The sequence below is a fragment of the Pseudomonas japonica genome (assembly GCF_013522925.1).
Classification (GTDB): Bacteria; Pseudomonadota; Gammaproteobacteria; order Pseudomonadales; family Pseudomonadaceae; genus Aquipseudomonas; species Aquipseudomonas japonica_A.
In genome coordinates, this window is sequence record NZ_JAAMQU010000007.1 from 179,866 (window position 1) to 200,700 (window position 20,835).

Here is a 20,835-nt window from a genome sequence, read left to right on the forward strand (position 1 = left end):
CGACTTGCCAAAGTTTGCGACGCGGAGATAATTCCCTCCCGCTCTGGAGCCCTCCATGAACCTTGATACCTGGCTACTCTTTGTCACCGCAGCTTTCGTGGTGATCGTCATTCCCGGGCCCCTGTCCTTGCTGATGGTCAGCAACAGCCTGAACCTGGGTATCGTTCGCGCCTGGCCTGCGTTCGTCGGTGGGGTGAGTGCTTCGCTTTGCCTGCTCAGCGCCTCGGCCCTGGGGCTGGGCGCGCTGCTCGCGGCGTCCGCCACGGTATTCGGGGCGCTGAAAGTGGCTGGCGCGCTTTACCTGTTTTACCTGGCGTGGGCCAGCTGGCGCCAGGCACGTACGCGGACAGCGGGCGCTGCGCCCGTACGCCCGCCGCAAACCGGCGTCGCTTCGCTGTTCGGCCGTGCCTTTACCCTTGGTGCCAGCAACCCCAAGGACATCTTGTTCTTTGCTGCATTTCTTCCGCAGTTCATTCGTGCGGATGTTCCGTTGGGCCCCCAGCTGGGGGTGATGGTCCTCACCTGGGCGGCGTTGGATCTGTGTTGCAAGCTCGGCTATGGATTGCTGGCACGCAGCGCGGGCGGTTACCTGCGTAGCGGCCGCGGCCAGCAATGGTTCAACCGCGCCAGCGCGGCATTGTTCGCCACGGCTGGCACGGTGGCCTTGATCGGCCAGCGGCCTTCATAGATCAGCCAGCCGCTGTATCGCAACACTTCCATGCAGGTCCGCATCCAGGCGCAGCGTTGCCACCAGGCGCACTACCCGCCCCTGTGCCAAGGCCAGCTGCAACGCTTCGGCTGGAGCCCCTTCCAGTCGTAGCTGCCAGTGCGCGATCCAGGCACTGGACAGCGCTTGCACCCCTCCGTCCAGCGCCACATTCGTAAGCCCGCCCTCGCTTACCTGCAAGGCCACAAGGTACAGATGGTTGGTCGCAGGCTGCCGGTACTGGGCAACGCCACCCGCCCGATGGTCCAGTACCAGGCCGTAGCGCCGTAACATGTCGTCGATCACATTGGGCGCGTGATGCCGCATGCGCGGCCGGCCGAGCGCTGCTACCAGGCTCCGGGTATGGGGCTCCACGGGCTGCAGGTACACCACACTCAGCGCATTGCCTGTTCCCTGTATATCGCCCGGCAATGCAAGCTGCCATCCCGCGCCGTCAGGCAAGGCTATGGGATGTTGCCGGGTCAGCATCAGCAAGGGGTCGGCCAGCTCACCGAAGACCGTACTGTCACCGATCCACGTCAACAGCACATGTTCCAGGCGCAACAACCGGGCGTGATCCTGGCCTTGCGCCCGCTCAAACACCGCCCGCGCTGCGTTGAGGGCGCTTGGCCGAGTGATTCCAGGGCGTACACGGCTCACCTGACGGTCCAGCGGCGCGAGGAAAAGAGGCCGACGAATCGTCCATTCCTGCGCGGCCCTGGACACGATCCATGGCTGTTCTGCGAACCGCTCTCGCAGGCACTGTTCCAGCGCATCGAAGGTGAGCGGTGACGGTAGCCCTGAGGGCCGTGTAAGCATGATGCCGTTACCGTCCTCGGCCGGAAACAAGGGAACCCAGCGACCCTCCACGCGCGCACCTTCCACCAGCGCCGTTGCCTCCTGGCGGTACAGCCCGGACCCCGGCGTGGTCTCGAGGTCTGTGGGCTGAAGCGCGCGGGCGTTGTCGCGCCAGCTGCGCAGATTCAAAGGCCCACCCTGGACCGCGGACGGCATCCGGACGCGCTCCCACACGAGTTCGGGCCGGGGCCCATCGAGCAGCACGCCGCCCAGCAGTGGGTGCAGTCGGCGTTCAGCCCTCGCCGTGCGCAACAGGGCGGCCAGCTCGGGGCTCTTCACCCCAGAGATGAACAGATCCATCCAGGCCGCGCTCAGCAGGTTGACGCCATTGTTGGCTTGCATCTGCAGCGGGCCGGTCGCGGTATGCTGCACCAGAATATAGATCCTCTGGGTACGCGGGTTGCGCAATACCGAAAGGTAACGTATGGGCGTTGCGTGACTTAGCAGCAGCTGGTAGCCGCGGCGGGTGATCATATGACCAATCGCTGCCTGAGCCGCCGGAACGCTGTCGTAGGCCAAGGCGCGGCGGATCGCCTGCTCCTCGGCCGGGTTCAACGCCCAGCGCAGCTGATCGAAGCGATTGGGTGCATTGCGCCGGGCCACAACCACTTCCATCTGGTGAATTCGCCGAATGGCCAGTGCCTGCAAGGGATCCGACGCAGGGTCGTTGAGCAGGCCCTCCAGGGCAAGCAGGCGGCGCTGTGTGAGCCCTTGGGCTTGCGGGTCGGCATGGTGGTAAATGGCTTGCCCCCAGGCCTGACGGCTATCGGCGGCAATGTCCGGGAACCTTCGGGCAAGCCGCTCGGCAAAGGTTTCGGTGTAGCCTCCAATAATCTGCGGCGCCTGTGAACGGCTTTGCCCCAACAGCACCCGCACCGGGCCGCGGCCGTCGCGGATGAGGTCATCCAGGTCCTGCAGGTGCGCGGGGGGCCGGCCTGCAGGTGTGATGAAGCGCGCGGCACCCGGGCTGGCTTCATGGGGCACAAGGGGGTAATACTGCCCTTCCCACCGAACCCCTCTATGCAACAGAGGGTTTTCGAAGAACCGCACACTCACTTCTCCACCCAGCAGGCCAGGGATCACTTCGTCTGCCTCGCCAAGCGACCATCGAACCGCTTGCCACCCTTGCCCGCTTGCAGAGGGGGCCGGGGCAGCGCCAGCGCCGGTGCGATAACCTAACGCCCACGCCGGAGGAGTACCGTCGGCCAGATAGGCGCAGGCGAACTCGGTGGCCTGCTGGGCATTAGGGAACTGGTATTGCCCTAGTAGCCTGCGGCCTCGCTGTAGCGCCTGCGGGCGCGTGGCGCCGGTGAAGGGCGCATGGGCGCTGCCAGGGCCCCACGTGGCGAAGACTTGCTCGGCATCAGTCAACTTGCCACCGCCCCCACGCAGGCCGGTCTCGGCGTGGACGACCCACCGTTCACCTTCCCTGCGAACCGGTGCTTCGTAGCGCCGGGTCGCGGTCGCCCGCAAGCGAAGGGTGTTCTCCTCGGCGCGGCGATACACAGCATAGGCGCGGCCGTCTTGCCATATATATTGCTCACCGGCGGAGCGCCAACTCCCGGCATCACGCCCGAAAAGCGGCGTTGCGTCGCGCAGGCGAAGGGGCGCTTCGTAGCCGGCGAATGCCGATCGACCGACCTGAAGGCCACCGCGTGCCCTTACGTGAGCGCGTATCGCCTGCCGCAAGCTGACTGCAGTGCTTGCCACAGGTATCACACTGAGCAGAACGTCCAGCACGCCGGCGGCCACTCCCAGCGCAGCGGCACCCAGGGCTTCGGCATCCTGCCGATGCCATGCTGCGGCAGCGGCACGGCTACTGTCATAGATGTCTTGCAGACCGATCAGCGTGCCCACGCCAGGCAACACGGCCAGCCCCGCGCGCAAATATCCCAGATCGCGGTGATGGGCCGACAGGTTACGTGCCTTGAGCAACTGGCGCTGGCTTCGGCCCTGGTGTGTGGCACGGCCCTGAAGCCATGCGCGACGGTCATGCAATTGCATCCCGACCAGGGTTTGTCCGAGGCTGGCTGGCACGGTCAGGTAGCCCTCGTAACGCCGCTGTGCGGCCTGGCGGAAATAGGACAACCATCGTAGCGGCTCACCCCCCAGGCGGTGTGCGACATAGTCGGCCAGGGCAGGCGTTACCCGTATGCCGTCACATAGGGTGCTGAGGGCAGCGGCAAGAGAGTCCCGTTCCAGTAGCGCATACTCGGCGGGCGCACTCGGCAGGCACAACACGGTACGGCCTGCATCAATGTCAACCAGCGCGCAACACCCTTGCACGGGCTCGCCACGTTCTTCCTTGGCATGGATCACCAGCCAATGTATGCGCAGGCCCTGATCGGCCAGGGCGCTCGCGTCATGTATTGCGGCGGCCGTACGCACCATCGCCAGGCCTTCTTCGCTCAGGCGATGCTGCCAGTGTGCCATGCGCGCCTGACATAGCAGTTCCCGCTCATAGGGTACGCGCAACCGTTCCGGGCGCTCGGCCAAGGCGGGATCGAGCAGGCGGCGTAGAAGCTCCTCATACTGTTTGAGGGGGTCCAGCGCTGGCAGGGCGCTTAGCAGATAAGCAGCCGAAATGCCCTCCAGCTGCCAGCGCGCCATATTCAACCGTTCGACTTCAGCTTCGTCGACTGCATCGAGGTTTTCAGTGGCCAGTTGAGCCAGGGTCAGGGTTTCCCAGTCATCACTGGGGATCCACCGGAGCCCGCCTTCGGCGGGTTCGGTGTCGAGCGGCGGCAGGAACGTCCCCATCGGTGGCGGCTCCAGCACAATGCCCGGGCTGAACCAATGGAAGGTGACACTGACGGGCCGGGTGAGGATCGCTTGCTCGGGATTGACGGCGATACCCAGGTCTTGCTCGATCCGCTCGGCCAATAGCTGCCCGGCGAAGGCCGGAAACGCCGGTAGCTGCTCGCTGAGCCACAGCTCCAGTTCCGCGGCCGCCTGGTGATAAGCCGCCAACTCAGTGGCGGCGGCTTCACGCTCCTCTGGGGTGCGTGCCAATAGCCAGGCGGGCATGTGCTGGGCCAACGCATCGGCCTGCCATTGTCGTTCGACCGACGCCAGCGCCTGCTGGCGCGTAGCGTCTACCGGTATGGCCAACGCGCCACGCGCTTCATCCAAGGCTTGTTCAAGCGCCAGGCCGGGCTCGGCCGCTTCCAGCCGTTGAGCCCAGTGCTCGATCAACGCGTCGATGGCTGCGCACAGCCCTCCGGTCAAAGGCGCCAGCCCTAATGACGACGAATCGGCCTCTGCATTGCCCGACAAACCGCCGAGGGCTGTAGCGAAGGGCGCCGTCAGCGTGAACGCCAACCTCCCTCGCAGTGTTTGCGGGTGCTGCGTATGGAACAGCCCTCCGCCCTCGCCGTGTACCCATAGCAACAGCGGCAGTGTGCTCAGGTTGGCCGCCCATTCACGCGCCGGCGCAATCACCCAGGCGTTGGGAACCGTCGCAGCCTGCCAGCGCACCTCTAGCACCGACGCGCTGCCCGAGGTAAGCAAAGGCTCGAATGTGGCCAGTGCCTGTGCGGGGATCTGCCCTTCTTCGCACTGGAGCCGCACTTCGGCGAGCAGCGCCTGAAGAATCAGCGAGCGTAAGCCCTCGTGCTGGTTGCGCAATGAAGCGGCATCACCGATGCCCCACAGCAGGCGCCCCGCCCCTTGCCAGGCGAGCTGGCGCTGGGAGAGCGCGGCGCGGAAGCTCGCCAGCCGGGCCTCGCCAGGAGCGTCTTCGCCGAAGCGGGCCGTGAGCAGAGCGCGGTGAGCCGAGGTTTGGTCCAGCAGCCATTGCCGTGGGTAGCTGTCCGGCTGGCTTCCCAGCGGTAACAGATCAGCGTAGGCCTGCGCCTGCTGCCGCTGGGCAGTCGCCAAGGCCGTTCGCCAGCTTTGCAGGTGGGCAATGAACCGCGGGGCAAGTTCGGTGAATTCGGCGCAGGGATCGGCGCCTTGGTTGACCCCCTCCAGCGCGTCGGCCAACTGGTTCAGCCAATCCACCGGTGCTTCGGCGTGAAGGAGCGCCGCGGCAATGTAGGCGGCGGCCTCTGCTTCAGGCTGGCTATCTGGAAGGTGAGCTTCGGGGAGGGGGATGATGTCGAGCAGGCTATCGAATTCATTCATGGCTACGGCTCCTGGGTGAAGGAGCCGCAGTGTGCTGAAGCCTCAGCCATGCCGGTGGTAGATACCGCTGCGCCCGAAGGGGCGTTCAGCTGCCGCGATAGGTCGAATAGCTGTAGGGAGAGAGCAGCAGCGGTACGTGGTAATGCGATTGCTGGGCGTCGATGCCGAAGCGCAGTACCACTTCATCAAGGAAAGGCTGGCCGGGTATTTGTGCTCCGTGCTCCCGCTGGTAGGCCCCGGCTTCGAAGTGCAGCTGGTATACCCCTGTAACATACCCAGGGCCGTCGAGCAGCGGCTGATCGCAGCGGCCGTCTTCATTGGTGAGGGTGCGACATAGCAACTCGAGTCGCTCTCCGTCGACCCGGTACAGTTTTACCGGAATGCCGGCCCCGGGGCAGCCTCGGGAGGCATCCAGTACGTGTGTAGTCAAACGCCCCATGAGGGCCTCCTTGTGAGGTTGGCGCACCGCTTTCGTGCAGCGGCTTCGCTGAATTCAGACGCCACGCATGGCAACGCCGAGGGTACTAAAAAAACTGACCACATGGGCAAGTTTCTTGCAACGGGAAAGCCGCCGAGGCAGGATACCTGACCGGAAAAACATCAGCACTTTACACCTACCGCGCCAGCCAGAAAGGAACCCGCCGTGAGCGCCCACTACCCCCGAAACCTCGTTGGCTACGGCGAACATCCGCCACACCCGCAATGGCCTGGGCAGGCGCGTATTGCCTTGTCCTTCGTGCTCAACTATGAAGAAGGCGGGGAGCGCAACGTCCTCCACGGCGACAAGGAATCTGAAGCGTTCCTTTCGGAAATGGTCGCCGCGCAGCCGCTGCAAGGCGCACGCAACATGAGCATGGAATCGCTTTACGAATACGGCAGCCGCGCGGGGGTGTGGCGCATCCTGCGGCTGTTCGAGCAACAAGGCATCTCGCTTACCGTATTCGCCGTGGCCATGGCCGCGCAGCGCCACCCTGACGTCATTCGGGCAATGGTCGCCGCAGGGCATGAGATCTGCAGCCACGGCTACCGCTGGATCGACTACCAGTACATGGACGAGGCCCAGGAGCGCGAGCACCTGCTCAAAGCCATCGAGATCCTCACCGACCTCACCGGCGAACGGCCGCTGGGCTGGTACACCGGGCGCACAGGGCCCAACACTCGCCGGTTGGTGATGGAGGAAGGTGGCTTTTTGTATGACTCGGACACCTACGATGACGACCTTCCCTACTGGGAGCCAACCTCTCCCGCTGACAACCCGCACCTGGTGATCCCCTATACCCTGGACACCAACGACATGCGCTTCACCCAGGTACAGGGCTTCAATAATGGCGATCAGTTCTACCAGTATTTGAAGGATGCCTTCGACATGCTGTACGAGGAAGGCGCCGAGGCGCCCAAAATGCTCTCCATCGGGCTGCATTGCCGGCTGATCGGCAGGCCGGCGCGGCTAGCCGCCCTGCGCCGCTTCATCGAATACGCCAAAAGCCACGAACAGGTATGGTTCGCCCGGCGCGTAGACATCGCCCGCCATTGGCACGCCACGCACCCTTTTCAGCCGCAGGTGGCCCCATGACTGCATTTACTACCCTCCCCGGCCAGGATCTGGACCGAAACGCCTTCATCGCGGCGTTCGGCGACCTCTATGAGCATTCCCCATGGGTTGCCGCGGATACCTGGGACCGCCTGCAGGGCCAAGGGTTGAACAGCATCGAAGCCGTGCATGCGGCAATGAGCGAAACGCTGCTGGCCGCCGACACCGCTCGCCAGCTGGCCTTGATCAACGCCCACCCGGACCTCGCCGGCAAAGCCGCGGTGGCCGGCGAGCTTACCGCCGCCAGCACCAGTGAACAGGCCGGCGCGGGCATTCATTTGTGCACGCCGGCAGAGTTTGCCCGCTTCACGGAACTCAACGATGCCTACAAGGCGCGCTTTGACTTCCCCTTCATCATGGCGGTGAAGGGCAGCGACCGGCATCAGATTCTTGCCGCCTTCGAAGCACGCATTCATCACACCCGCGAAGTAGAGTTCGGCTGCGCCCTGGCCGAAATCAACAAGATCGCCCTGTTCCGCCTTCACGCCCTTTAACTGCTCAAGGCCCGACCGCATGAAAGCCTACGCCGCACCCTTCGAAAAATACCTGAACCTGGCCGACGCCCGTCTCGGCACCCGTGCGCTTTCGGTAAGCGACGACTGGTTTGCCGACGTGAACCGCTTGTTCCAGCCGCACCCGGCGGTGTGGAAAGAAGGCGTGTTCGATGACAACGGCAAATGGATGGACGGCTGGGAATCGCGACGCAAACGCTTCGAAGGGTACGACCATGCGGTGATCCGCCTTGGCGTGCCGGGCACGCTCAAGGGCGTGGATATCGATACCTCCTGGTTCACCGGCAACTTCCCGCCCTCGGCTTCGCTGGAGGCCTGCTACCTGGCCAGCGGCGACCCGGATGAGCACACCGCCTGGGTAGAAGTACTGCCAGCGGTAGAACTGCAGGGCAACAGCCACCACTATCACGCCATCAGCCATGACCAACCGGTAAGCCACCTGCGCTTCAACATCTACCCGGACGGTGGCGTGGCACGGCTGCGCGTGCACGGCATACCGGCCGTGGATTGGTCAGGCGCCGGCGACGAGCCACTGGACCTGGCCGCGGCACTGAACGGCGGCCGCGCATTGGCGTGTTCCGACCAGCATTACGGCCACATGAGCAACCTGCTCAACCCCGGCCGCGGCGTGAACATGGGCGATGGCTGGGAAACCGCGCGGCGCCGTACGCCGGGCAACGATTGGGTGATCATCGCCCTGGGCCACCCCGGCACGGTGGAACAGATCGTGGTCGACACCCTGCACTTCAAGGGCAATTATCCGGACAGTTGCTCGATCCAGGCTGCTTTCGTGAAAGGTGGCACCGACAGCCAGATCGAAACCCAGAGCCTGTTCTGGCGCGAGCTGCTGCCCAGCCAGAAGCTGCAGATGCACCAGGAGCACCACTTCGCCGAGCAGATCCGCGACCTGGGCCCGATCACCCATTTGCGCCTGAACGTGTTCCCTGATGGCGGCGTAAGCCGGCTGCGGGTGATCGGCCGCCCTGCGCGCTGAGCCGCGCTTTTCTATCCGGAGACCTTCTGCATGCGCCAGCTGACCATCGAGCCCCTGAGCCGCGAAGCCTTCGCGCCATTTGGTGACGTGATTGCCACCGAAGGGCGCGATCACTTTTTGATCAACAACGGTTCCACCAAGCGCTACCACCGGCTGGCCGATGTGCAGCTGAGCGGCCCTGAAGACACCGGGATCATCAGCATCTTCCGGGCGCAGGCCTTGAGCATGCCGATGCCTGTCACCATGTTGGAACGCCACCCCCACGGCAGCCAGGCGTTCGTGCCGCTGCTCGGCCACCCGTTCCTGATCGTGGTGGCACCGCCTGCGCAACAACCTGAACCTGCGGCCATTCGCGCGTTTCTCAGCGATGGCCGCCAAGGCGTGAATTACCACCGGGGGGTGTGGCACCACCCGGTGCTGGCGCTGCATCCGCTCGACGATTTCCTGGTGGTGGACCGCAGCGGCCCAGGCAATAACTGCGACGAGCATTTCTTCCCCCTGGCCGAGCAGTGGCTGCTGGATCCTTCGCACATCAATGCCTGACTCGGGCCTGAGGCGCATCCAGGTTGCTCAGGCCTGGATCGCCACGGGCGCGAAAGCGAACCAAGGCGCACCTGATCAGGCCACTTGGCCGTTGATACTGCTGTGACATACGCCCCGTCATAGGGCGATTGCCTTTCAGAATGCTCCTAATTATGCTGCGCGCCCTTTGCCGATGGCCTACCCACTTCTCTTTTTACGCCTGCGCTTGTTGAAGCGTATCGCGTACTGGTGCCTTTCCTGACCTGTCGGACAGGCATTCAGGGCTCCAGCCAGAAGCTGGCGCAGCAATTGCTAAAGGGTTCTGGCGGCCAGCGAACCTGACCGATCGGACAGCACATTTATCCAGGCGGCGCCAATGCAGCGCCGCTGTAATCACCAGGGAGCTTTCAATGAACCGTACCCTTTCCAGCCTTCTGGTCGCCGGCAGTGTGCTGGCGGCAGGCAATGCCCAGGCGGCGGGCGATTGGCTGCAATGGCAAAGCAACAGCCTGACCTACCTGAACGGGCGGGACTTTACGGTAGACCCGGAAATACAACAGACCTTCACCTTCGAGCACGCGGATTCGTGGAAGTACGGGGACAACTTCCTGTTCGTGGACAAGATCTTCTTCAACGGCAAGGCTTCCTCCAGTTCGGGTAACAGCACCCTGTACGGTGAGTTCAGCCCGCGTATTTCCGCTGGCAAGATCCTCGACCGCCCGATCAAGTTCGGCCCGGTGAAAGACGTGTTGCTGGCGCTGACCTATGAGTTTGGCGAGGGCGACAACGAGTCTTACCTGTTCGGCCCGGGCTTCGACCTGGACGTGCCAGGCTTCGACTACTTCCAGCTGAACTTCTACAAGCGCATAACCGACGGCCCACGCGCCGGCGACAACGTCTGGCAGATTACCCCGGTATGGTCCTACACCATTCCGGTGGGCAAGTCCGACGTGCTGATCGACGGCTTCATGGACTGGGTAGTGGGCAACGACAGCAACAACCGTGGCGACTACCACGCCAACCTGCACTTCAACCCGCAGATCAAGTACGACCTGGGCAAGGCGTTGAACATGGCCGACCGCCAGTTGTACGTGGGCATCGAATACGACTACTGGAAAGACAAGTACGGGATCAAGGATACCCCGTACTTCGACACCGACCAGAACACCGCCAGCCTGCTGGTTAAAGTGTTCTTCTAAGCGGCAGTGCGAGCCATCCGGTGATAGCGCTCGCCTACAGGGCCCAATGCGGGCCCTGGTAGGAGGCCTCCAACCCTGTGGGAAGCAACTGTCTTCAGCGGTTTTCTTAAGCCCTTATTCGCGAGCTCCGCCTATGGCTCCGCCCGTCTCCTACAGGATTCAGTTCAGTCTGTGGGAAGCGGGCGCCAGCTCCCACTCAGCTGGGAATCCGGCTCGCGAAGCTTCCTATAGGCCGGGCTTGGCGGCACAATACCCGCCATGACCGATATGCCTTTCCACCCCGCCTGCTGCACCCCACTGGCCTACCACTTCCCGCTCCCCTCGCCGGTAGCGGGCAGTGCATTCGCCAGTTGTGGCTTCGAGCCGTCCCGGCTGTTGATCGACGACTTCCAGCGCAGCGGCATACTCAAGCCCGCCAGCATCGAGCGTTCGGTGGCCAAGCGTCAGGCCGAGTTTCTGGCCGGCCGCTTGTGCGCGCGCGCCGCGTTGGCTCAGCTTGGGTTACCCGAGGTGGATATTCCCATTGGCGAGGATCGCGCCCCGGTATGGCCCCAGGGCGTTACCGGTGCGATCACCCATGGCCAGGGCTGGGCCGCAGCCATCGTCGCGCCTGCAGGCTGCCAGCGCGGGCTGGGGTTGGATGCGGAAGCACTGCTCGAACCCGGGCGCGCCCAACGCCTGGCTGGGGAAATACTCACCCCCGCCGAGCTGGAGCGCTTGCCCACGGACCCGGCACAGGCCGCACTGGCGATCACACTCACGTTTTCGCTAAAGGAAAGCCTGTTCAAGGCCCTTTACCCCCTCGTGCGCCAGCGTTTTTACTTCGAAGCGGCAGAGGTGCTGGCCTGGTCCGAGCAAGGCCAGGCGCGGGTACGGCTGCTCACCGACCTGGGCGCCGGTTGGACGTACGGCACGGAACTGCCAGGGCAGTTTTGCGTCCAGGGCAGCCGACTGCTGAGCCTGGTTTGTATCCCTGCCCTAGATGACGAGCGGCGATTTGGCTGAGGTATTCCTACAACCCGCAGCCGGCGCGGCCCGCAGCCGGGCGCACAATTTCTCCCACATTTTGCCCACACCTTATCCACATTTCTTCATGTTGCAATGACCGGCCAACCGCATTATCGTGTAGCCCGTTGGCGCTAAACCCACTACATGTAGTGGTTCGCCGCTTCGCTTGAACACAATTCTCAAAGAAATTTCAAGCCCTTTTCGCGGTCATGCCCTGGTCGTCGAAGACGGGCTGCCAGGCGCCCCCGCGCGCGCTGGCTACCAACCCGTTATGCCACGGAGGCGCCCTGTCGCACCTCCTTAATTTTTGAAGTCGCTGTATACCGGCCAAGCCGGCTGATGGCCTTTACGGCCAGGTCGCTTTCGTCGGTTGTCGTGCTTCGCATGGAACGGCAGCCACCCTGCCGCGCCTAAATTCACATCAAGATCGTGGAGAACCTATGCACACCGACACCACTCGCGAGAACCCGCAAGGCCAGGCGCCTCAGGGCGTGGGCTCCACTCAGGAGCTTAGCGCCACCGCGCCCGGCCAACTGCGCGTGATCAAGCGTAACGGTACGGTCGTCCCTTACACCGACGACAAGATCACCGTGGCCATCACCAAGGCGTTCCTCGCAGTGGAAGGCGGAAACGCCGCGGCTTCCTCGCGCATTCATGACACCGTGGCACGGCTGACCGAGCAGGTCACCGCGACCTTCCGCCGTCGCATGCCGTCGGGCGGCACCATTCACATCGAAGAAATCCAGGACCAGGTAGAACTGGCCCTGATGCGCGCCGGTGAGCAGAAAGTCGCCCGCGACTACGTGATCTACCGCGACCAGCGCGCCAAGGAGCGTGCCAGCCGCAGCAACGCCGGCCAGCCCGCGCAGCCGCACCCAAGCATTCGCGTTACCCGCGCCGACGGCAATCTCGAGCCGCTGGACATGGGCCGCCTGAACACCATCATCACCGAGGCCTGCGAAGGCCTGGCGGAAGTGGACGGCGAGCTGATCCAGCGCGAAACCCTGAAAAACCTCTACGACGGCGTAGCCCTCAGTGACGTCAACACCGCCCTGGTAATGACCGCCCGTACCTTGGTTGAGCGTGAGCCGAACTACTCCTTCGTCACCGCCCGCCTGCTGATGGACACCCTGCGCGCCGAAGGCCTGAATTTCCTGGGCGTTGCCGAAAGCGCCACTCACCACGAGATGGTCGACCTGTACGCCAAGGCGCTGCCAGCCTATGTGGCCAAGGGTGTGGAATACGAGTTGCTGAACCCTGAGCTGGCCAACTATGACCTGGCCAAGCTGGGCGCGGCCATCGATCACGAGCGCGATCAGCAGTTCACCTACCTGGGCCTGCAAACCCTGTACGACCGTTACTTCATCCATAAGGATGGCGTGCGCTTCGAACTGCCCCAGGTATTCTTCATGCGCGTGGCCATGGGCCTGGCCATCGAAGAGAAGAACCGCGACGAGCGTGCCATCGAGTTCTACCGCCTGCTGTCGTCGTTCGACTACATGGCCTCCACGCCTACGCTGTTCAACGCCGGCACCCTGCGCCCGCAGCTGTCGTCGTGCTACCTCACCACCGTGCCGGACGACCTCTCCGGCATCTACGGCGCCATCCACGATAACGCCATGCTGTCCAAGTTCGCTGGCGGCCTGGGTAACGACTGGACGCCGGTCCGTGCACTGGGCTCGTACATCAAGGGCACCAACGGCAAGTCCCAGGGCGTTGTGCCGTTCCTCAAGGTAGTGAACGACACCGCCGTGGCAGTGAACCAGGGCGGCAAGCGCAAGGGCGCGGTGTGCGCGTACCTGGAAACCTGGCACCTGGACATCGAGGAATTCCTCGAGCTGCGCAAGAACACCGGTGACGACCGTCGCCGCACCCACGACATGAACACCGCGAACTGGATTCCCGACCTGTTCATGAAGCGTGTGTTCGAAGACGGCAAGTGGACCCTCTTCTCCCCTTCGGAAACCCCGGACCTGCACGACCTGACCGGCAAGGCCTTCGAAGAGCGCTACGAGTACTACGAAGCCCTGATCGAATACGGCAAGATCAAGGTCTACAAAACCCTGCAAGCCAAGGACCTGTGGCGCAAGATGCTCTCGATGCTGTTCGAGACCGGCCACCCATGGTTGACCTTCAAGGACCCGTGCAACCTGCGCAGCCCGCAGCAGCACGTGGGCGTGGTCCACAGCTCCAACCTGTGCACCGAGATCACCTTGAACACCAACAAGGACGAGATCGCGGTCTGCAACCTGGGCTCGATCAACCTGCCGAACCACATCGTCGACGGCAAGCTGGACACCGCCAAGCTCGAGCGCACCATCAAGACCGCCGTGCGCATGCTCGATAACGTGATCGACATCAACTACTACTCGGTGCCGCAGGCGCGCAACTCCAACCTGCGCCATCGCCCTGTTGGCCTGGGCATCATGGGCTTCCAGGACGCACTCTACCTGCAACACATCCCGTACGGTTCCGAAGCGGCCATCACCTTCGCCGACCGTTCGATGGAAGCGGTGAGCTACTACGCGATCCAGGCCTCCTGTGACCTGGCCGACGAACGTGGTGCCTACGAGACGTTCCAGGGTTCGCTGTGGTCCAAGGGCGTATTGCCACTGGACTCGCTGGAAACCCTGATCGAGCAGCGCGGCGCCAAGTACATCGAAGTCGACCGCAGCGAAACCCTGGATTGGGCACCGGTGCGCGAGCGTGTGCAGAAAGGCGTGCGCAACTCGAACATCATGGCCATCGCACCGACCGCAACCATCGCCAACATCACCGGCGTGTCGCAGTCGATCGAGCCGACCTACCAGAACCTCTACGTGAAATCGAACCTGTCGGGCGAGTTCACCGTGATCAACCCCTACCTGGTACGCGACCTCAAGGCGCGCGGCCTGTGGGACTCGGTCATGATCAACGATCTCAAGTACTACGACGGTTCGGTGCAGCAGATCGAGCGTATCCCACAAGAGCTGAAAGACCTGTACGCCACCGCGTTCGAAGTGGACACCAAGTGGATCGTGGAAGCGGCCAGCCGTCGCCAGAAGTGGATCGACCAGGCCCAGTCGCTGAACCTGTACATCGCCGGCGCCTCGGGCAAGAAGCTGGACGTGACCTACCGCATGGCGTGGTTCCGTGGCCTGAAAACCACCTACTACCTCCGTGCCCTGGCAGCCACCAGCACCGAGAAATCCACCATCAGCACCGGCAAGCTGAACGCGGTCTCCAGCGGCAACGACGGCGCGCTGCACGCAGCCCCCGAGGTTGCAGCACCCGCCGGCCCCGCCCCGGTGCCGAAGGCCTGCGCCATCGACGAGCCGGATTGCGAGGCGTGTCAGTAAGCGTGGTTGAATGACTGCAGGGCGCCTCCGGGCGCCCTGTTCGTTCATGGCCATGCCAACTGCCCTGTCATATAATCAGGGTGTAACTCTGGAGATCAGGTCATGCCCCTTTCGCTAGAAGCAAAACGCGCCTATTACGCCCGCATCCGTCAGGCAAATTACGCTGCCAGCTTGCGTCTCGAAGGCTTCGACGTACCTGACGACACCGCGACGAAGGCGTTACCTTCCCGTGAAGAAGTACTCAAGCGGTACCGCTCGAGCACTCGTGCGGAATAATGGATAAATATGGGGTTGGCCAGGACACTTATTGCTACCCAGGCACCCGCATCTTGCGCAATCGCCTGGATATCGTCGATGCCGGTCGGTTGAGCGACGCCGAGCGTGATCTCTCCGCAATTGCTGCAGGCCGAATTGAATTTCAACCCGCTCCCTATGATTTGGCTTATTGGCAAGGTCTGCACAGGCAGCTGTTTGAAGACGTTTATGCATGGGCTGGAATGTTGCGCAGCGTGGACATTGCCAAGGAGCAAACCCGATTCTGTACGGCTACGCGGATCGTCGCCGAAGCAGACAGGCTTTTTGCGCAAGCGGCCCGAAACGACTGGTTCGAAAACCTGCCCAGGTTGGAACTCATACCAGCCGTTGCGGAGCTGTTTGGTGAGCTGAACATGATCCACCCCTTCCGCGAAGGAAATGGCCGAGCACAACGCGTGTTATTCGATCATCTGATCATTCACACAGGCCATATGGTGGACTGGACGTCTGTGCTTCCAGACGAATGGAAAGCTGCAAATATCTCGGCAGTGCACTGCGATTATCAGCCGCTGGAAGCGATATTCCGCCGATGCATCCAAGGCCGCATCGAGCCCGATTGACGGTTGTTTCACGATCGGCACCAACCACAGCATCCTGTGTCTGAGATAAGTGTAAGCCACCACATATAGATTTTTGCAGCCGTAGGCGATTGGCTTATGCCATCAAAATCTCATGTCAATACGCGCAATCGGCCGTACTTTTCCGTATACTGCACGTCCTACAAAGGGACCCAACCATGCGCCTCGAAACAGCGGTTATTTAACCGACTGGCGGTTTTATTCGCCTTGGCTAAAGGGGTTCACGTTATTCCGTGCGCCTTGCGGTTTTGCACAGGCATAACAGCAATATCCAGATTCCTTGCGCCGCCGCCGTAGCTCAACAGAGCGGCGCGGCAGTCTTCCAAATTAACCTGGCCGTTTCGGCGGCCACGAGCAGGAGCGAACCCCGATGCTGAGCTGGGACGAATTCGATAAAGACGACGGCGACGCCGCACAGGCCAATGGCAGCCAGGCACCGGCCGGCGCCATGGACAAACTCGACAGCGCTGGCGACGCCGCCGCGCACGAAGCCCGCGAAGTGAGCGCCAACGACAGCGCGGCGGTTGCCCGTGCCAAGGCTGCGTTGAACAGCCTGGACACCGCCGAGGGCCTGGCCGAGCTGGAAGGCTCCGCCGCCCGTGTGAAGGTCGATGAAAAGCGCATGATCAACTGCCGCGCCGACCTCAACCAGCTGGTGCCCTTCAAGTACGACTGGGCCTGGCAGAAGTACCTCGACGGCTGCGCCAACCACTGGATGCCGCAAGAGGTCAACATGACCGCCGACATCGCGCTGTGGAAGAGCCCCGAAGGCCTGACCGACGACGAGCGCCGCATCGTGATGCGCAACCTGGGCTTCTTCTCCACCGCCGACTCGCTGGTGGCGAACAACCTGGCGCTGGCCGTATACCGCCTGATCACCAACCCGGAGTGCCGCCAGTACATCCTGCGCCAGGCCTTCGAAGAGGCGATCCACACCCACGCCTACCAGTACTGCATCGAGTCGCTGGGCATGGATGAGGGCGAGATCTTCAACATGTACCACGAGATCCCTTCGGTCGCTAAAAAAGCGGCCTGGGGCCTGAAGTACACCCGCGCCATCTCCGATCCGAAGTTCGACACCGGCACCCCGGAAACGGACAAGGAGCTGCTGCGCAACCTGATTGCCTATTACTGCGTGCTCGAAGGCATCTTCTTCTACTGCGGCTTCACCCAGATCCTCTCCATGGGCCGCCGCAACAAGATGACCGGCGTGGCCGAGCAGTTCCAGTACATCCTGCGCGACGAATCCATGCACCTGAACTTCGGTATCGACGTGATCAACCAGATCAAGATCGAAAACCCGCACCTGTGGGATGCCGAGCTCAAGGAAGAAGCCACCCAGATGATCCTGCAGGGCACCCAGCTGGAAATCGAATACGCGCGCGACACCATGCCGCGCGGCGTGCTGGGCATGAACGCGGCCATGATGGAGGACTACCTCAAGTTCATCGCCAACCGTCGCCTGTCGCAGATCGGTCTGAAGGAAGAATACCCGGGCACCAGCAACCCGTTCCCGTGGATGAGCGAGATCATGGACCTGAAGAAGGAAAAGAACTTCTTCGAAACCCGCGTGATCGAGTACCAGACCGGCGGTGCGCTGAGCTGGGATTGATCAAGGTTGAGGTTGGTTTTGCCGATTTGGCCGAACGCGGATTAGCTCAAACCCCAACCGCCTGAAATACTGAAGCCGCCTCAGCATGAGGCGGCTTTTTTTTGCGCCAAAGCTTCCTGACCCTACCCGGTGATCCCACATGACTTTCAAAGCCCTTGCCGCCCCTGCACGACGCCTTGCCATACTTCTCACGTTGGCCAGCGCTTCGTTTGCACAAGCCTCCCCTGCTCAACTGATCGACGTATACCGCGACCCCAATTGCGGATGCTGCTCCAAATGGATCGCTTACCTGCGCGATCATGGCTTTACGGTCAACGACCATGTGGAAGAGAACATGAGTGCGGTAAAGGCCAAGCTGGGCGTGCCGGAAAAGCTGATGTCGTGTCATACCGGCGTGGTGAATGGGAAATTCATCGAAGGGCACGTGCCAGTGCAACAAATCGTTGAGCTTGAGGGCCGCGCGGACCTGATGGGTGTAGCCGCGCCCGGCATGCCGATGGGGTCACCTGGCATGGAAGCGGGTGGACATAAAAGCGCCTATCAGATCATCGGGCTAACGAAGACGGGCCAGCAGCAAGTGGTGGCGGATTACCCAGCGGAGTAACTGACGCGCTGGTATACCCGCTTGCTTCCTAAAGCCCCACGATTGGAAACAGTAGCCAGCCACAGCTTCATTTACCCCCCGGCGAATCCTTGTTTTTCTTTTTGAGGATCGCCTTCATACGCGCGGACGCTTTTTGCACGGCCGCCATTTTTTCGGGCCGTTTCATGCTGCGCCATTTGCGGATCTCGTCCCGAGTGCGGCCGCAGCTCACGCACATTTCGCTGTTGAGCTGACACAGCGATACGCAAGGGTTTTCGATGTCTTTAGCCATGCTTGCCACCAGAACGTGCGCGGGCATTAAGGCGCGCGGCCCAGTCACCGCCGTGCTGGGTTGCACAGCGCTGCTCGGAGTCGAGTGCAACAGTTAACCTGATATCCGAACGGGCAATACCCGCTTGCTGGATGGCTGCCACGGTGAGGTCTTGGATCAACGCATTGGTCACGCCAACACTTGCGGCGAGCCTGTTCACGTCGCTATCGAATATCCACGTCACCGCCAGCCTATAAGGCAAGCGGCTGTAATCGGCCTGGTGGGTAAGCCATTCAAAACCACTGATTTCGCTCTTGGCCTGTTCGCAGGCCCAGGTCAGCTCTCGCGTCAGCTCGCGGTCGATGCGCGAGTGATTTCGACTCAGTGAGCCCATTCGCCCTCTCCGTAAGCAATAAGTACATCAATGATGCAACACGCTGCCGATTCGATTGTATTCAAACAAGCGCAGGCTTCGAAGCGCTGCCTTGCCCGGTTGGGGCGGTCACTGACCATGACGACGGTCGGCTAAAGCCCCATCGGCTTCTGTTCCTGAATGAATTCGATCAGCAGCCGCAGCCCGGTCGGCAATTGCCGCCGGCTCGAATAGTAGATATGAAAGCCCTCTTCCACCGGTGCCCATTGCGTGAGCACGAGCTTCAGACGGCCATCATCCACATAGGGCGCGACAAGCGGTTCCGGGAGATACATCAGGCCGGCCCCGCCAAGCACTGCAATAAGGCCCGTTTCGGCCTGATCGACCGTGACGGATGTGGGCACGGCGATCTCGAACGCTTGGCCCTCGCGCTCCAGTTCCCAACGGTAGATTCGATCATCGCCAAGGCGGTTGCTGATGCAGCGGTGGTTCAACAGGGCCTCGGGATGCTCAGGTGTTCCATACCGGTCCAGGTAACCCGGCGCTCCAACCACCACCCAGCGGATATCAGCCGACAAGCGCCGGGCGATCATGCCTTCAGGGACCGTTGCGCCGTAACGGATACCCGCATCAAAGCCGCCGTCGGTGACATCGACCAAGCGATTGCTGGCCACGATGTCGATCTCCACATCCGGATAGCGGTCCATGAAGGCTGGCATGATGGGCGCTAGCAACAGATTGGCCGCTTCGACGGCCGCATTGATACGGACGCGCCCACTTGGCGTGTCCCGAAATCGGTTGAGCATCTCCAGTGCAGTATCGATTGCTTCGAAGGGCTGGCTGACCGACTCCACCAAGGCCTCGCCTGCGGCAGTAAGCGTCACACTTTTCGTAGTGCGATTGAGCAGCCTTACGCCAAGTCGGCTTTCCAGCCCCTTCAACGCATGGCTCAACGCCGAGGCGCTCACGCCCAATTCGACGGCCGCGCGGCTGAAGCTACGGTGACGCGCAATGGTGAGGAAATAAATCAGATCGGCGACGTCGGCGCGGCGTGTTTGAATGTTGATATGCCCCCCTTGTCCAGCAAGGCCTTTGAGTGCCCGCTTATGCACATGATGGTCGTGTCACGCACTTTTGCCCGCCGCAGATGCGCAGCTCGGAGGGCGATTCCAGCCGTCGATAATATAGGCCGCAGCCAGTGTTTCACCAGCTGATGCTGAATGTGGCTCACAACACCGTGCAAAGGGCCCCGCTACGTGAAAGCTCTATGTCTCGTTATGCTAGGCCCATGACCAACCCACCGGAAACGTGGAAGGCCCCTGATGGCACAGAAAAAGAACCGGCTGAAAGCTACCGCATCAGTGATGGCATTGGTGGCGGGCCTCGCCGGTATGGCGCAGGCGCAGGACGTCGAACAAACGGTTGTGCGTATTGCCGAGCTGGTCATCGACCCTGTTCAGCTTGAGGCTTACACAGCGGCGGTGAAGGAAGAGATGGAAGAATCCATTCGCGTTGAGCCAGGTGTTTTGGCGATTTACTCAGTTGCGGAGAAAGGCAAGCCGAACAGCCTGCGCTTTTTTGAAGTCTACGCGAACGATGAAGCGTATCGGGCTCACCTCGAATCGCCGCACTTCAAGAAATACGTAGCCGTCACCCAGCCAATGATCCAGTCCCGCAAGTTGATCGAGACGGTCCCGGTGCAGCTTAGTGCCAAGGGCCGGTAGCCACTGCATTCCTTTTTTCCGCGCATGGGAACGATAAAGATGAAGCTCAAACACACGCTTCGCCTCACAGTGCTGGCCGCTGTGGCGGGGAGCTTGATGGCGCCTGTCGCGCAAGCGCAAAGCCTGGCGGTTGCCAGCCAGGCGGAAAAAGTACCGGCCTACTATGTGGCGGACTTTGATCTCAAGGACCCTGAGGCAATCAAACCTTACCGGGAGCAGGTGGATGCGACGTTCAAGCCTTACAGTGGCCGCTATGTCGTGCGAGCGGGCCAACTGAACCGGCTTGAGGGAAATCCGCCCTCGCACCGCCTGATCATCATCAAGTTCGACAGCCTCGAACAAGCACGGGCCTGGTACAGCTCCCCCGAATACGCCAGGATTCGCCCATTCCGGCAACGTTCCGGGCATACCGATTCGTACATTGTCGAAGGCTTGGCGGAGTAAGCGAAGCCCGAAGGCGACAAGCGCCCAGGCCATCAAGCCATCAAGGCGAGACAGCTTATGAAACCCTGGGCGCTGGTAGCAG

The 20,835-nt window shown here is 62.1% G+C and carries 19 protein-coding genes; 14 read left to right on the plus strand and 5 right to left on the minus strand.

The genetic code is table 11. The features are described from left to right. Positions 1 to 55: 55 nt before the first annotated feature. Entirely contained in the window at positions 56 to 688 is a 633-nt protein-coding gene (locus G7016_RS13365) for a LysE family translocator (protein ID WP_181114950.1), read from the plus strand. Here the strand turns inward: G7016_RS13365 and G7016_RS13370 are convergent. Together G7016_RS13370 and uraH are read right to left on the minus strand one after the other, a co-directional pair. Beyond that, positions 683 to 5,689, minus strand: coding sequence for a dermonecrotic toxin domain-containing protein (locus G7016_RS13370; protein ID WP_181114952.1), 5,007 nt, complete (start codon positions 5,687 to 5,689; stop codon positions 683 to 685). The two genes, G7016_RS13365 and G7016_RS13370, sit on opposite strands and share 6 nt — an antisense overlap. Positions 5,690 to 5,774: 85 nt before the next feature. Beyond that, a complete protein-coding gene (gene uraH, locus G7016_RS13375) occupies positions 5,775 to 6,128 on the minus strand; it encodes a hydroxyisourate hydrolase (protein ID WP_181114954.1) in 354 nt (117 codons plus the stop codon). 204 nt (positions 6,129 to 6,332) lie between these two features. Here uraH and puuE point away from each other — a divergent pair, with 204 nt between their 5' ends. The 11 genes from puuE (at position 6,333) to G7016_RS13430 (ending at position 17,962) form a co-directional block, all read left to right on the plus strand. Continuing rightward, positions 6,333 to 7,262 carry an allantoinase PuuE gene (gene puuE, locus G7016_RS13380; protein WP_181114956.1) on the plus strand — a complete coding sequence of 310 codons (930 nt, stop codon included), beginning with the start codon at positions 6,333 to 6,335 and terminating at the stop codon, positions 7,260 to 7,262. Beyond that, positions 7,259 to 7,774 (plus strand): 2-oxo-4-hydroxy-4-carboxy-5-ureidoimidazoline decarboxylase, encoded by a 516-nt coding sequence (uraD, locus tag G7016_RS13385; protein WP_181114958.1) that lies wholly within the window; start codon positions 7,259 to 7,261, stop codon positions 7,772 to 7,774. Before puuE ends, uraD begins: the two co-directional genes overlap by 4 nt. Positions 7,775 to 7,793: 19 nt before the next feature. Continuing rightward, complete coding sequence (gene alc / locus G7016_RS13390) at positions 7,794 to 8,786, plus strand: allantoicase (protein WP_181114960.1); 993 nt, start codon at positions 7,794 to 7,796, stop codon at positions 8,784 to 8,786. Between the two features lie 30 nt (positions 8,787 to 8,816). After that, complete coding sequence (locus G7016_RS13395; RefSeq protein ID WP_181114963.1) at positions 8,817 to 9,329, plus strand: ureidoglycolate lyase; 513 nt, start codon at positions 8,817 to 8,819, stop codon at positions 9,327 to 9,329. A gap of 389 nt (positions 9,330 to 9,718) precedes the next feature. Continuing rightward, positions 9,719 to 10,507 carry an outer membrane protein OmpK gene (locus G7016_RS13400; RefSeq protein ID WP_181114965.1) on the plus strand — a complete coding sequence of 263 codons (789 nt, stop codon included), beginning with the start codon at positions 9,719 to 9,721 and terminating at the stop codon, positions 10,505 to 10,507. Between the two features lie 258 nt (positions 10,508 to 10,765). Continuing rightward, positions 10,766 to 11,512 (plus strand): 4'-phosphopantetheinyl transferase family protein, encoded by a 747-nt coding sequence (locus G7016_RS13405; RefSeq protein WP_375139693.1) that lies wholly within the window; start codon positions 10,766 to 10,768, stop codon positions 11,510 to 11,512. 443 nt (positions 11,513 to 11,955) lie between these two features. Next, positions 11,956 to 14,853, plus strand: a complete 2,898-nt coding sequence (locus G7016_RS13410; RefSeq protein WP_181114967.1) for a ribonucleoside-diphosphate reductase subunit alpha — start codon at positions 11,956 to 11,958, stop codon at positions 14,851 to 14,853. A 102-nt stretch (positions 14,854 to 14,955) separates the two neighbouring features. Next, complete coding sequence (locus G7016_RS13415; protein ID WP_181114969.1) at positions 14,956 to 15,129, plus strand: YhfG family protein; 174 nt, start codon at positions 14,956 to 14,958, stop codon at positions 15,127 to 15,129. Continuing rightward, on the plus strand, positions 15,126 to 15,728 hold the full coding sequence (locus tag G7016_RS13420) for a putative adenosine monophosphate-protein transferase Fic (protein WP_181115210.1): 603 nt from the start codon (positions 15,126 to 15,128) through the stop codon (positions 15,726 to 15,728). Before G7016_RS13415 ends, G7016_RS13420 begins: the two co-directional genes overlap by 4 nt. 388 nt (positions 15,729 to 16,116) lie before the next feature. Next, the gene (locus G7016_RS13425; protein WP_181114971.1) at positions 16,117 to 17,358 is read left to right on the plus strand and encodes a ribonucleotide-diphosphate reductase subunit beta; all 1,242 of its coding nucleotides are present in this window, start codon (positions 16,117 to 16,119) and stop codon (positions 17,356 to 17,358) included. A gap of 139 nt (positions 17,359 to 17,497) precedes the next feature. After that, positions 17,498 to 17,962 (plus strand): DUF411 domain-containing protein, encoded by a 465-nt coding sequence (locus G7016_RS13430; RefSeq protein ID WP_181114973.1) that lies wholly within the window; start codon positions 17,498 to 17,500, stop codon positions 17,960 to 17,962. Positions 17,963 to 18,029: 67 nt separating this feature from the next. On the opposite strand, the gene G7016_RS13435 is transcribed toward G7016_RS13430, so the two are convergent. The 3 genes from G7016_RS13435 to G7016_RS13445 all read right to left on the minus strand — a co-directional run bounded on the left by G7016_RS13435 (position 18,030) and on the right by G7016_RS13445 (position 19,646). After that, entirely contained in the window at positions 18,030 to 18,233 is a 204-nt protein-coding gene (locus G7016_RS13435; RefSeq protein WP_181114975.1) for a DUF1289 domain-containing protein, read from the minus strand. Then, a complete protein-coding gene (locus G7016_RS13440; RefSeq protein WP_181114977.1) occupies positions 18,226 to 18,606 on the minus strand; it encodes a hypothetical protein in 381 nt (126 codons plus the stop codon). The genes G7016_RS13435 and G7016_RS13440 overlap by 8 nt, the downstream gene beginning before the upstream one ends. Positions 18,607 to 18,737: 131 nt before the next feature. Beyond that, on the minus strand, positions 18,738 to 19,646 hold the full coding sequence (locus tag G7016_RS13445; RefSeq protein ID WP_181115212.1) for a LysR family transcriptional regulator: 909 nt from the start codon (positions 19,644 to 19,646) through the stop codon (positions 18,738 to 18,740). Between the two features lie 261 nt (positions 19,647 to 19,907). On the opposite strand from G7016_RS13445, the gene G7016_RS13450 reads away from it, so the two are divergent. Both G7016_RS13450 and G7016_RS13455 read left to right on the plus strand, forming a co-directional pair. After that, positions 19,908 to 20,309, plus strand: coding sequence for a putative quinol monooxygenase (locus tag G7016_RS13450; RefSeq protein WP_258195177.1), 402 nt, complete (start codon positions 19,908 to 19,910; stop codon positions 20,307 to 20,309). A 39-nt stretch (positions 20,310 to 20,348) separates the two neighbouring features. Beyond that, positions 20,349 to 20,753 carry a DUF1330 domain-containing protein gene (locus tag G7016_RS13455; protein WP_219856277.1) on the plus strand — a complete coding sequence of 135 codons (405 nt, stop codon included), beginning with the start codon at positions 20,349 to 20,351 and terminating at the stop codon, positions 20,751 to 20,753. Positions 20,754 to 20,835: the final 82 nt, after the last annotated feature.